Annotated in this window: 10 protein-coding genes; 9 read left to right on the forward strand and 1 reads right to left on the reverse strand. The window is 67.3% G+C overall.

All coding sequences use genetic code 11. The features are described 5' to 3' along the window. Positions 1-60: 60 nt before the first annotated feature. Positions 61-1,701, reverse strand: a complete 1,641-nt coding sequence (locus tag H7H34_RS08930; protein WP_185924980.1) for a BCCT family transporter — start codon at positions 1,699-1,701, stop codon at positions 61-63. A gap of 557 nt (positions 1,702-2,258) precedes the next feature. Here H7H34_RS08930 and H7H34_RS08935 point away from each other — a divergent pair. The 9 genes from H7H34_RS08935 to gph all read left to right on the forward strand — a co-directional run bounded on the left by H7H34_RS08935 (position 2,259) and on the right by gph (position 11,642). After that, positions 2,259-3,029 carry an HAD family hydrolase gene (locus tag H7H34_RS08935; RefSeq protein WP_209006186.1) on the forward strand — a complete coding sequence of 257 codons (771 nt, stop codon included), beginning with the start codon at positions 2,259-2,261 and terminating at the stop codon, positions 3,027-3,029. 4 nt (positions 3,030-3,033) lie between these two features. Continuing rightward, positions 3,034-3,990: a sugar-binding transcriptional regulator gene (locus H7H34_RS08940; RefSeq protein ID WP_185924982.1), complete on the forward strand. Its 957-nt coding sequence runs from the start codon at positions 3,034-3,036 to the stop codon at positions 3,988-3,990. 301 nt (positions 3,991-4,291) lie between these two features. Next, complete coding sequence (locus H7H34_RS08945; RefSeq protein ID WP_185924983.1) at positions 4,292-5,605, forward strand: ABC transporter substrate-binding protein; 1,314 nt, start codon at positions 4,292-4,294, stop codon at positions 5,603-5,605. A gap of 84 nt (positions 5,606-5,689) precedes the next feature. Continuing rightward, positions 5,690-6,562, forward strand: coding sequence for a carbohydrate ABC transporter permease (locus tag H7H34_RS08950; RefSeq protein ID WP_120268192.1), 873 nt, complete (start codon positions 5,690-5,692; stop codon positions 6,560-6,562). A 2-nt stretch (positions 6,563-6,564) separates the two neighbouring features. Then, on the forward strand, positions 6,565-7,395 hold the full coding sequence (locus tag H7H34_RS08955) for a carbohydrate ABC transporter permease (protein ID WP_185924984.1): 831 nt from the start codon (positions 6,565-6,567) through the stop codon (positions 7,393-7,395). Between the two features lie 11 nt (positions 7,396-7,406). Further along, positions 7,407-8,408: an ABC transporter ATP-binding protein gene (locus H7H34_RS08960; RefSeq protein ID WP_120268190.1), complete on the forward strand. Its 1,002-nt coding sequence runs from the start codon at positions 7,407-7,409 to the stop codon at positions 8,406-8,408. Further along, positions 8,405-9,178 carry an L-iditol 2-dehydrogenase gene (locus tag H7H34_RS08965; RefSeq protein ID WP_120268189.1) on the forward strand — a complete coding sequence of 258 codons (774 nt, stop codon included), beginning with the start codon at positions 8,405-8,407 and terminating at the stop codon, positions 9,176-9,178. Before H7H34_RS08960 ends, H7H34_RS08965 begins: the two co-directional genes overlap by 4 nt. A gap of 112 nt (positions 9,179-9,290) precedes the next feature. Then, positions 9,291-10,772 carry a mannitol dehydrogenase family protein gene (locus tag H7H34_RS08970; RefSeq protein ID WP_185926483.1) on the forward strand — a complete coding sequence of 494 codons (1,482 nt, stop codon included), beginning with the start codon at positions 9,291-9,293 and terminating at the stop codon, positions 10,770-10,772. A gap of 165 nt (positions 10,773-10,937) precedes the next feature. Beyond that, on the forward strand, positions 10,938-11,642 hold the full coding sequence (gene gph, locus H7H34_RS08975) for a phosphoglycolate phosphatase (protein WP_185924985.1): 705 nt from the start codon (positions 10,938-10,940) through the stop codon (positions 11,640-11,642). Position 11,643: the final 1 nt, after the last annotated feature.

Consider the following 11,643-nt stretch of genomic DNA (forward strand, 5'->3'; position numbering starts at 1 on the left):
CCGCGCCCTTTCCCCCTTAGGGCCGAAACCCTATGCCCCGAGAAGCGAGGCGCGAGTGCGTCAGCGCTCCTCGGTCTGCAGACCCTTGAAGATCGCCACGCACATCAGGAGCAGGACGATCGTGAAGGGAAGACCGGTCGAGATGACCATCGCCTGAAGCGAGCCGAGCCCGCCGCCGATCAGCAGCACGATGGCCACCAGTCCCTCGAAGGTGCACCAGAACACGCGCTGGGGCACCGGCGCGTCGACCTTGCCGCCGGCGGTGATCGTGTCGATCACCAGCGAGCCCGAGTCGGACGAGGTGACGAAGAACACGATGACCAGCACGATGGCGATGGTCGAGGTGATGGCCGAGAGCGGCAGGCCCTCGAGCATGGCGAAGAGCGACAGTTCCGGGCTGTAGCTGTCGATCACGTTGGCCTTGACCGCGCTGGTCGCCGGGTCCGAGAGAACCTGGTCGATGGCAACGCCGCCGAACACGGCCATCCACAGCACGCAGACCAGCGAGGGGATCAGCAGCACGCAGGTGATGAACTCGCGCACCGTGCGACCGCGGCTGACCCGGGCGATGAACATGCCGACGAACGGCGACCACGAGATCCACCACGCCCAGTAGAAGGCCGTCCAGCCCTGGCGATAGTCATCGTCGGTGCGCCCGATCGGGTTCGACAGGCCCACCAGGTCGGCACCATAGGCGCCAAGACCGGTGACGAAATCGCCGAGGATCGCGACCGTCGGGCCGGCGAACAGCACGAACAGCAGCAGCACGGCGGCGATCACCATGTTGATCTCCGACAGCACCTTGACGCCGCCGTCGAGCCCCCGAAGCACCGAGACCAGCGCGATGGAGGTGATGCCGATGATCAGGATCACCTGCACGGTGATCGTGTTCGGAATGCCGTAGATGTGCTCAAGGCCGGCATTGGCCTGCTGGGCGCCGAGGCCGAGCGAAGTGGCAAGGCCGAACAGCGTCGCGAACACGGCCAGCGTGTCGATGACATGGCCGGTCCAGCCCCACACGCGCTCGCCGAAGATCGGATAGAACGCCGAGCGGATCGACAGCGGCAGGCCCTTGTTGAAGCTGAACAGCGCCAGCGCCAGCGCCACCACGGCGTAGATCGCCCAGGGGTGCAGGCCCCAGTGGTAGATGGTCGCCGCAAGGCCCATCTCCTTGGCCGCCTCGACGTTCTCCGGGATGATCGAGCCGTCGGCCGCAAACGGCGAGGGCACGCCGAGGGGCGACGAGATGGCCATGTGATAGACCGGCTCGAGCACGCCGAAGAACATAAGGCCGATGCCCATGCCGGCAGCGAACAGCATCGCGAACCAGCCGGCATAGCTGTAGTCCGGGCTCGCCTCCTTGCCGCCGAGGCGGACGCTGCCCCACGGGCTGACGATCAGGAACAGGCAGAACACCACGAAGACATTGGCCGCGCTCATGAAGAACCAGTCGAAGGTGCTGGTCAGGGCAGGCCGCAGCCAGCCGAAGAACGAGGCCGCCTGCTCGGGCGCCACCAGCGCGTAGACCACGAAGGCGACGATCGACAGGCTGGAAATAAGGAAGACCGGGTTGTGGATGTCGAAACCGAAGGGACCGAGCTGCCCCTCCAGGTTGTGCTGACCGATCTCGAAGTCGGTCTCGATGATGTCGGACGCACCTTCCGGCTCGGGAATGCCGGTGGCGCTTGTCTGGTCGCTCATCTTGTATCCCTGTTGTTACGACAATGCTGGCCCGCGGTGGAACCGCTTGCCGGACGTGTCTGCTTTATTGCGGGCCTGTCGGCCCGGTCGGATTTTATTTGCGAGTGACCGCACCAGGAGGTGCCAGAAGCGGCGTCATCCGGTTTCCCGGCGACATCGCGCGATGGCCAGTCTCGCACCCGCACAAGCAAGATGCCCCGGCGTGCCATGGTCCGCGGGAGGAAGCGGACGGCAGCCGGCGTGCGGGCTTCGTTACGACCGCCCGGAGGGCCCGGGCGAACGAGAAGGGGGGCGGAAGATCCGGACCCGTCCGAACCTCGACCATGCCCCCGAAAGGCAGAACCGGGCATGCAGCGCATCCCCGGTCGACGGGATGCAATGTGGCATATTTGCGGCATAATCGCAAATCGATATGTATATCAATGGCTTGATCTGGTAATTTGGATTCGCTGGTCATGCCCGCCGGGCCGCCGCACTTGACTTGGCAGGCCTGCCATCGTCAGGAAGAACAGGTAGGGGCCGCGCGGGTGCGGCCGCGAAACAGGATGCCGCGCCGCGTGCAGACGCTCGACACTTCTTCTTCCGATCTTCGCGACAGGCTCGCTTCCCCTCGCAGCGGGGATCCGCTCGCCGGGCGCGATATCGCGCTGGTGATCTTCGACTGCGACGGCGTGCTGGTCGACAGCGAGCCGATCAGCGAGCGGGTGCTGCTGGCCGCGCTCAAGGAGGCGGGCGTTGCGGTCGACCATGCCTATTTCAAGGCGCATTTCCTCGGCCGCAGCTTTCCGCGCGTTGCCCAGAGCATCCGCGACGACTTCCGCATCGCCTTGCCCGAGACCTTCGAGAGCGACTACCGGGAGCGGCTGCTTGTCGCCTTCGAGGCGGAGCTGAAGCCGGTCGCCGGCGTGTTCGACGTGCTGGACCGGCTGGCGGTGAGGGCCTGCGTCGCCACCAGCAGCAGCCCTCCGCGCGTGCGCCGCTCGCTGCAGCTGGCCGGGCTCGACAGCTATTTCGGCGAGGCCGTGTTCACCGCCTCGCAGGTGGCGCGCGGCAAGCCGGCACCGGATCTCTTCCTGCATGCGGCGGCCGAGTGCGGCATCGCGCCCGAGCGCTGCCTCGTCATCGAGGACAGCCTGCCGGGGCTGGAGGCGGCGCGCGCGGCACAGATGGCCGTGTGGCACTTCATTGGCGGCAGCCACCTGGATGCGGAAGACGCGGCGCCCGGCGAACCGCCGCTGCCGGTCTTCGACCGGTGGGCCGCGTTTTTCGACATGGCGCCGCAGCTGGCGCGGGATATGGGCGGCCGCACGGCCGGGCAGGGGAGCTGAGGCGATGGCGGGCAAGGGCGATGCGGATGTGAGCCGCCTCGACGAGGCGGCCCGGGCCGGCTGGCTCTACTATGTCGCCGGCAACACCCAGGACGAGATCGCGCGCAAGCTGGGCGTGTCGCGCCAGTCGGCGCAGCGCCTGGTGTCGCTGGCCGTGACCGAACGGCTGATCAAGGTGCGGCTCGACCACCCGATCGCCCGCTGCATGGAGCTGGGCCGCAATCTGGCGGACCGCTTCGGCCTGCGCTCCTGCGAGGTGGTGCCGAGCGACCCGGCGACCCCGTCCTCCATCGTCGGCATCGCCCAGGCGGCGGCCGGCGAGATGGAGCGGCACCTGAAGTCGAACGAACCGAAGATCATCGCCTTCGGCACAGGGCGCGCGCTGCGTGCCTCGGTCGACCAGCTGCCGACCATGGACTGCCCGCAGCACAAGATCGTTTCGCTGCTCGGCAACATGATGTCCGACGGATCGGCCTCGGCCTACAACGTCATCATCCGCATGGCCGACCGGGTGAACGCCCGCCACTATCCTATGCCGCTGCCGGTCTTCGCCCGCTCCAAGCGCGAGCGGACGCTGCTGCACAATCAGGAGCCGGTGCACAACATCCTGGCGCTGGCCAAGGACGCGGACGTGACCTTCGTCGGCGTCGGCAATATGGGCGAGACCGCGCCGCTCTTCGTCGACGGTTTCATCAGCCGCGACGAGATGTCGGCGCTGACCGCGGCCGGCGCCATCGGCGAGATCACCAGCTGGGTCTACGACCGCAATGGCGAGCTGATCGAGGGCCTGACCAACGATCTCGTCGCCAGTGCCCCGCTCGGCAAGGCGCGCGACAAGCCGGTGATCGGCATCGCCGCCGGCGAGGGCAAGGTGGACGCGATCCTCGGCGCGCTGCGCGGGGAATTGCTGAACGGCTTGATCACCAACGAGCTGACCGCCGACCGCCTGCTGGCGCGCTGAGACGCCGCTGCCGGGCGGGTGTTTCCGCTGGCCCGTACCCCCACGTCCCGCACTCTCCACCGATCCCTTCGGCATCGGCCTGACCACGCGCGCGCCAGCGGTTGCATCGCGCGAAGGCCTTCCCTCTTGCGTCTTGCCGCTACGAGAGCCTTTCTCAAGCCATTGGCGCATTGATGTTTTTTGCGGTGCAGCGACGAATGTTGGCGGGCGGCATGCCGCGCCAGCTTGACGGCTCCTGCCTGTTTTGTGAGTATTTGCCCGCAATCATAGCAAATGCCCATTCGGCATCTGGGAGGACTTCATGACCACATTCATCCGCGCCCTTCTGGGCGCGACGGCCATCTCGCTTGCCGTGTCCCCGGCGCTGGCCGAGAAGCTGACCATCGCCACCGTCAACAACGGCGACATGATCCGGATGCAGAAGCTGACGGACGATTTCGCTGCCAAGAACCCCGACATCGAGCTGGAGTGGGTGACGCTGGAAGAGAACGTGCTGCGCCAGCGCGTGACCACCGACATCGCCACCAAGGGCGGCCAGTACGACGTGATGACCATCGGCACCTACGAGGCGCCGATCTGGGCGAAGCAGGGCTGGCTGGTCGCGCTCGACGACCTCGGCGCCGAGTACGATGTCGACGACCTGCTGCCGGCGATCCGCGGCGGCCTGACCGTCGACGGCAAGCTCTACGCCGCGCCGTTCTACGGCGAGAGCTCCATGGTGATGTACCGCAAGGACCTGATGGAGAAGGCCGGCCTGACCATGCCGGACGCCCCGACCTGGGACTTCATCAAGGAAGCCGCCGCGGCGATGACCGACAAGGCGGGCGAGGTCTATGGCATCTGCCTGCGCGGCAAGGCCGGCTGGGGCGAGAACATGGCCTTCCTCAGCGCCATGGCCAACTCCTACGGCGCGCGCTGGTTCGACATGGACTGGAAGCCGCAGTTCGACAGCGAGGCCTGGAAGGCGACGCTGACCGACTATCTCGACCTGATGAACAATTACGGGCCTCCGGGCGCGTCCAGCAACGGCTTCAACGAGAACCTGGCGCTGTTCCAGACCGGCAAGTGCGGCATGTGGATCGACGCCACCGTCGCGGCGTCCTTCGTGACCAACCCGAACGACAGCCAGGTCGCCGAGCATGTCGGCTTCGCGCTGGCTCCCGACAAGGGCCTGGGCAAGCGCGGCAACTGGCTGTGGGCCTGGAACCTGGCGATCCCGGCCGGCTCGCAGAAGACCGAGGCGGCCAAGAAGTTCATCGCCTGGGCGACCTCCAAGGAATACCTGGAGCTGGTCGCCTCGAAGGAAGGCTGGGCCAACGTGCCCCCGGGCACGCGTACCTCGCTCTACGAGAACGAGAAGTACCTGGAGGCCGCGCCCTTCGCCAAGATGACGCTGGAGAGCATCAACGCCGCCGACCCGCAGAAGCCGACGGTCGACGAGGTGCCGTATGTCGGCGTGCAGTTCGTGGCGATCCCCGAGTTCCAGGGCATCGGCACGGCCGTCGGCCAGCAGTTCTCCGCCGCCCTTGCCGGTACGGTCTCGGCCGAGCAGGCGCTGCAGAATGCCCAGCAGACGACCGAGCGCACCATGCGCCGCGCCGGCTACATCAAGTAAGCCGCGCCAAGGACGAGGGCCGGTCCGCGCTTCATGCGGGCCGGTCCGCCCTTCCCAAGGACCAACCGACCCGGGGCTGAACCGATGGCAACCGCCCATTCGCGTGCCGCCGCGCGCGTGATGATCTCGCCGGCCGTGATCCTGCTGCTCGGCTGGATGATCGTCCCGCTCTCGATGACGGTCTACTTCTCCTTCCTCAGCTACAATCTCCTGATGCCGGGGATGGAGGAGTTCATCGGCTTCGGCAACTACGAGTTCTTCCTGACCGATCCCGCCTTCGTGGAGGCGCTGACGAACACCTTGCTGCTGGTCGGCGGGGTGCTGGCGATCACCATCGTCGGCGGCGTCGGCCTTGCCCTGCTGCTCGACCAGCCGATGTGGGGGCAGGGGATCGTCCGGGTGCTGGTGATCGCGCCCTTCTTCGTCATGCCGACCGTCTCGGCGCTGGTGTGGAAGAACATGTTCATGAACCCGGTCAACGGGTTGTTCGCCCACATGGCCAAGGCGCTCGGACTGCCGCCCTTCGACTTTCTCGCCCATGCCCCGCTGATGTCGATCATCGTGATCGTCGCCTGGCAGTGGCTGCCCTTCGCGACCCTGATCCTGCTGACTGCGCTGCAGTCGCTCGACAAGGAGCAGCTCGAGGCGGCGGAGATGGACGGGGCGAGCGCGTTCGACCGCTTCCGCTTCATCGTGCTGCCGCACATGTCGCGGGCGATCACCGTGGTGATCCTGATCCAGACCATCTTCCTGCTGTCGGTCTTCGCCGAGATCCTGGTGACCACCAATGGCGGGCCGGGCTACGCCTCGACCAACATCACCTATCTCGTCTACGCCCAGTCGCTGCTGCAGTTCGACGTGGGCGGCGGCTCCGCCGGCGGCATCGTTGCCGTGATCCTCGCCAACATCGTTGCGATCTTCCTGATGCGGATGATCGGCAAGAACCTGGAGGCCTGACCATGGCGCGTCGAGCCACCGGAACCCGCAAGATCGTCGTCACGCTAGCTGCCTGGGCCGTGGGGCTGGCGATCTTCTTCCCGATCCTCTGGACGATCCTGACCAGCTTCAAGACGGAGGCCGAGGCGATTGCCTCGCCCCCCTCGTTCCTCGCCTTCGAGTGGACGCTGGAGAACTATGTCGAGGTCAACTCGCGCTCCGACTACTTCCTGCATTTCATGAACTCGGTGATCATCTCGCTCGGCTCGACGCTGCTCGGCCTGCTGATCGCCATTCCGGCGGCCTGGTCGATGGCCTTTGTTCCGGCCAAGCGCACCAAGGACATATTGATGTGGATGCTCTCCACCAAGATGTTGCCGCCGGTCGGCGTGCTGGTGCCGATCTACCTGATGTTCCGCGACTTCGGCCTGCTCGACACGCGTATCGGCCTGATCGTGGTGCTGACCCTGATCAACCTGCCGATCATCGTCTGGATGCTGTTCACCTACTTCAAGGAGATCCCCGGCGAGATCCTGGAGGCCGCGCGCATGGACGGGGCCTCGCTCTGGGACGAGGTGGTGCACGTGCTGACGCCGATGGCGGTGCCGGGCATCGCCTCGACGCTGCTGCTCAACATCATCCTGGCGTGGAACGAGGCCTTTTGGACGCTGAACCTGACGGCGGCCAAGGCGGCGCCGCTGACCGCCTTCATCGCCAGCTATTCGAGCCCGGAAGGGCTGTTCTACGCCAAGCTTTCCGCCGCCTCGACGCTCGCCATCGCCCCGATCCTGATTCTCGGCTGGTTCAGCCAGAAGCAGCTGGTGCGCGGCCTCACCTTCGGCGCAGTCAAGTAAGGACCCGAACGATGGGCAGGATTACCCTTTCCAAGGTGACCAAGACCTTCGGCGACGTGGAGGTGATCCCGCCGCTGGACCTGCAGATCGAGGATGGCGAGTTCGTCGTCTTCGTCGGCCCGTCCGGTTGCGGCAAGTCGACCCTTCTGCGGCTGATCGCTGGGCTCGAGGACGTCACCTCCGGCGAGATCGAGATCGACGGCACGCCCGCCACCGACCTGCCGCCGGCGCGCCGCGGCCTCGCAATGGTGTTCCAGTCCTACGCGCTCTATCCGCATATGAGCGTGCGCAAGAACATCGCCTTCCCGCTGAAGATGGCCAAGATGGATGCGGCCGAGCAGGAGCGGCGGGTGCTGGCGGCGGCGAAGACGCTGAACCTCACCGACTATCTCGACCGGCGGCCGGCGCAGCTCTCCGGCGGCCAGCGCCAGCGCGTCGCCATCGGCCGCGCCATCGTGCGCGAGCCGGAGGCCTTCCTGTTCGACGAGCCGCTGTCCAACCTCGATGCGGCCTTGCGCGTCAACATGCGGCTGGAAATCTCCGAGCTGCACCAGTCGCTGAAGACGACGATGATCTACGTGACCCACGACCAGGTCGAGGCCATGACCATGGCCGACAAGATCGTGGTGCTGCGGGCCGGGCATATCGAGCAGGTCGGCTCGCCGCTGGAGCTCTACCGCAGCCCGGCAAACCTCTTCGTCGCCGGCTTCATCGGATCGCCGAAGATGAACTTCATCACCGGCGAGGAGGCGGCGAAGCACGGCGCCCACACCATCGGCATCCGGCCCGAGCATCTGGCGATCGCGCAGGAGGGCGGCAGCTGGCGCGGCCGCGTCGGCGTTGCCGAGCATCTGGGCTCCGACACGTTCCTGCATGTGCATGTGGACGGGCAAGACCCGCTGACGGTGCGCGTGCCGGGCGAGGCGGGCTACCGCCACGGCGATACCGTCTCGCTGACGCCGAACCTGGAGCACCTGCACCGTTTCGACGACAAGGGGCTGGCCCTGCGATGAGACGGCTGGAAGGACGCAGTGCCCTGATCACCGGGGCGGCGCGCGGCATCGGCCGCGCCTTTGCGGAAAGCTATGCCCGCGAGGGCGCAAGGGTCGCCATCGCCGACATCAATCTGGACGGCGCGCAGCAGGCGGCCGAGGCCATCGGCAACGGTGCCATCGCCGTGCAGCTCGACGTCACCGACCAGGCCTCCATTGAGCGCGCGGTGAGCCGGGCGGACGCGGAGCTCGGCGGCATCGACATCCTGGTCAACAATGCCGCGCTGTTCGACATGGCGCCCATCGTCGAGATCACCCGCGAGAGCTTCGACCGGCTGTTCTCGGTGAATGTGGCCGGGTGCCTGTTCACCATGCAGGCGGTGGCGCGGGCGATGATCGCGCGCGGGCGCGGCGGCAAGATCATCAACATGGCGAGCCAGGCCGGCCGGCGCGGCGAACCGCTGGTCGCGGTCTACTGCGCCACCAAGGCGGCGGTGATCAGCCTGACCCAGTCGGCGGGGCTCGACCTCATCCGCCACGGCATCAATGTCAACGCCATCGCCCCCGGTGTCGTCGACGGCGAGCACTGGGACGGGGTGGACGCGCTTTTCGCGAAATACGAGGGCAGGGCGCCGGGCGAGAAGAAGCGCCTCGTCGGGGCGGCCGTGCCCTTCGGGCGGATGGGAACGGCGGAGGACCTGGCCGGCATGGCGATCTTCCTCGCCGGACCGGAGAGCGACTACGTCGTGGCCCAGACCTACAACGTCGACGGCGGCAACTGGATGAGCTGAGCCGGACCTGCCGAGACGACGAACTATCCGCGAAAGAACTTCGCCGCGCGCCCTCCCGCGCGCCGGCCCAAGAGAGCATGATCCAGAGGCCCCCGTGACCACAGCGACCCCAGTGACCACCAGCCTGTCACTTTCGACCCTTTCCGAAATCACCGGTGCCAGCGTGCCGGCCTATGCCCGCGAAGACCTGAGCTCCGGCATCGTGCATCTGGGCGTCGGCAACTTCCACCGCGCGCACCAGATCGTCTATCTCGACCGGCTGTTCAACCGCGGGCTCGACCGCGACTTCGCGGTGATCGGCGCCGGCGTGAAGCCCTACGACGCGGCGATGCGCGACCGGCTGAAGGGCCAGGACTGGCTCTCCACCGTGGTGGAGCTGGATCCCGGCGGGCTGACCGCCCGCGTCACCGGTGCGATGATCGATTTCGCCGAGATCGATCCGGAGGCCATCGTCGCCGTGCTCGAGCGACCCGAGATCCGCATCGTCTCGATGACGATCACCGAGGGCGGCTACTATGTGGACGCGACTACCGGCGGGTTCGATGCGGGCCATCCCGACATGGCGGGCGATGCGGCAACCCCTGACGCGCCGGCCTCGGTCTTCGGCATCCTGCTGAAGGCGCTGCGTCGCCGCCGCGCCGCCGGTACCGCGCCCTTCACCGTGATGTCCTGCGACAACCTGCCGGAAAACGGCCATGTCGCCCGCAACACCGTGCTGGGCCTTGCCCGCATGAGCGACCCGGACTTCGCCGAGTGGGTGGGGGAAAACGTCGCCTTCCCCAGCAGCATGGTCGACTGCATCACTCCGGCGACCTCGGAGCGCGAGAAGGCCTTGCTGCGCGAGCGCTTCGGCATCGAGGATGCAGCGCCGGTGGCCTGCGAGCCGTTCCGCCAATGGGTGATGGAGGACCGCTTTCCCGCCGGCCGTCCGCAGCTGGAGGAGGTGGGCGTCCAGTTCGTGGAGGACGTTGCCCCTTACGAGCTGATGAAGCTGCGGATCCTTAACGGCGGCCATGCGGCGATTGCCTATCCGTCCGCGCTGCTCGGCTACCACTTCGTCCATGACGCGATGGCCGACCCGCTGATCGCCGGCTTCCTGCGCAAGCTTGCCCATGCGGAGATCATCCCGACGGTGCCGCCGATCGCCGGCGTCGACTTCGCCGCCTATTTCGACCTGATCGCCTCGCGCTTTTCCAACCCGGAAGTGGGCGACACGATCCCGCGCCTGTGCCTCGACGGGTCGAACCGGCAGCCGAAATTCATCCTGCCGACCGTGCAGGCGCGGCTGGAGGCGAATGCGGACCTTGCGGGCCTGGCGCTGGAAGTGGCGCTGTGGTGCCGCTATTGCGCCGGCACGGCGGAGGACGGCAGCGCCATCGAGATCGCCGACGAGCGCGCCGCCGAGCTGACCCGGCGGGCGCTGGCGGCGCGCGAGACGCCGCAGGCCTTCCTCGATTTCACGCCTGTCTTCGGCGATCTCGGCCGCAGGCAGCCCTTTGCCGATGCCTTCGCGCGCGTCCTCCGCGCGCTGTGGGTGGATGGCGTGCGCCCCGTGCTGACCCGCTATATCGAGGCTGGCGACACGGGGCACTGACCGTACGACATCCGCCCTTGCAAGGCGGCGCGGCGGATCTCCTCCCTTCGCCGCGCCGCTTTTCCTTTGCCGTCTTTCCTGTTGAGGGGGCGGCGATGCCCTCGACCCTGCCGCCGCTTCGTGCTTGTCTCGGCACCTTGAAAAAACCGGCAAGGGAGGAGTGCCTTGGGCATTCACGATGCATCGGGGCTGAAGGCCCTGCTTTTCGATCTCGACGGCACGCTGGTCGACAGCGTTCCCGACATCGCGGCGGCGGCCAACCAGCTGCTGGAAAGCGAGGGGCATGCGCCGCTAGAGGTCGACGAGGTGCGCCGGATGATCGGCCATGGCATCCCCAAGCTGGTGGAACGGGCGCTCGCCGCGCGCGGCCGCGTGCTGGATGCCGAAGCGCAGGCGCCGCTGGTGGCGCGGATGATGGGCTTTTACGGCGACAACCTGACGGGGCGCACGACGGTGCTGCCCGGTGCCATGGAGGCGCTGGAGGAAGGCGCGCGCGCCGGCCTCGGCCTTGCCGTCGTCACCAACAAGCCCGAGGGCTTTTCCCGCACGATCCTGAGCCATTTCGGCATGGACGACCTGGTGCCGGTGGTGGTCGGCGGCGACACCTGCGCCACCCGCAAGCCGGCGCCGGAAATGCTGCTCCATGCGGCAGCAGAGCTGGGTGCGACGCCGGCAACGGCGGTGATGGTGGGCGACAGCGGCGCGGATGTCGACAGCGCGCGGGCCGCAGGAATGAAGGTGATCGTGGTGCGCGGCGGCTATGGCGGCGTTGCGGCGGAAGACCTTGGCGCCGATATCGTCATCGACAGCCTGACGGATCTGTTCGGCGCGCTGGCGCGCCTCGCCGAAACGAGCGACGCCCGGGCCTGAG

It is taken from the genome of Stappia sp. 28M-7 (genome assembly GCF_014252955.1).
In the GTDB taxonomy this organism is placed as follows: domain Bacteria; phylum Pseudomonadota; class Alphaproteobacteria; order Rhizobiales; family Stappiaceae; genus Stappia.

Bases quoted from the DNA above. Each gene is read 5' to 3' on its own strand.
- H7H34_RS08960 (WP_120268190.1), top strand. From the start codon at position 7,407: ATGGGCAGGATTACCCTTTCCAAGGTGACCAAGACCTTCGGCGACGTG.
- H7H34_RS08955 (WP_185924984.1), top strand. From the start codon at position 6,565: ATGGCGCGTCGAGCCACCGGAACCCGCAAGATCGTCGTCACGCTAGCT.
- H7H34_RS08965 (WP_120268189.1), top strand. From the start codon at position 8,405: ATGAGACGGCTGGAAGGACGCAGTGCCCTGATCACCGGGGCGGCGCGC.
- H7H34_RS08950 (WP_120268192.1), top strand. From the start codon at position 5,690: ATGGCAACCGCCCATTCGCGTGCCGCCGCGCGCGTGATGATCTCGCCG.
- H7H34_RS08930 (WP_185924980.1), bottom strand. From the start codon at position 1,701: ATGAGCGACCAGACAAGCGCCACCGGCATTCCCGAGCCGGAAGGTGCG.
- H7H34_RS08945 (WP_185924983.1), top strand. From the start codon at position 4,292: ATGACCACATTCATCCGCGCCCTTCTGGGCGCGACGGCCATCTCGCTT.
- H7H34_RS08940 (WP_185924982.1), top strand. From the start codon at position 3,034: ATGGCGGGCAAGGGCGATGCGGATGTGAGCCGCCTCGACGAGGCGGCC.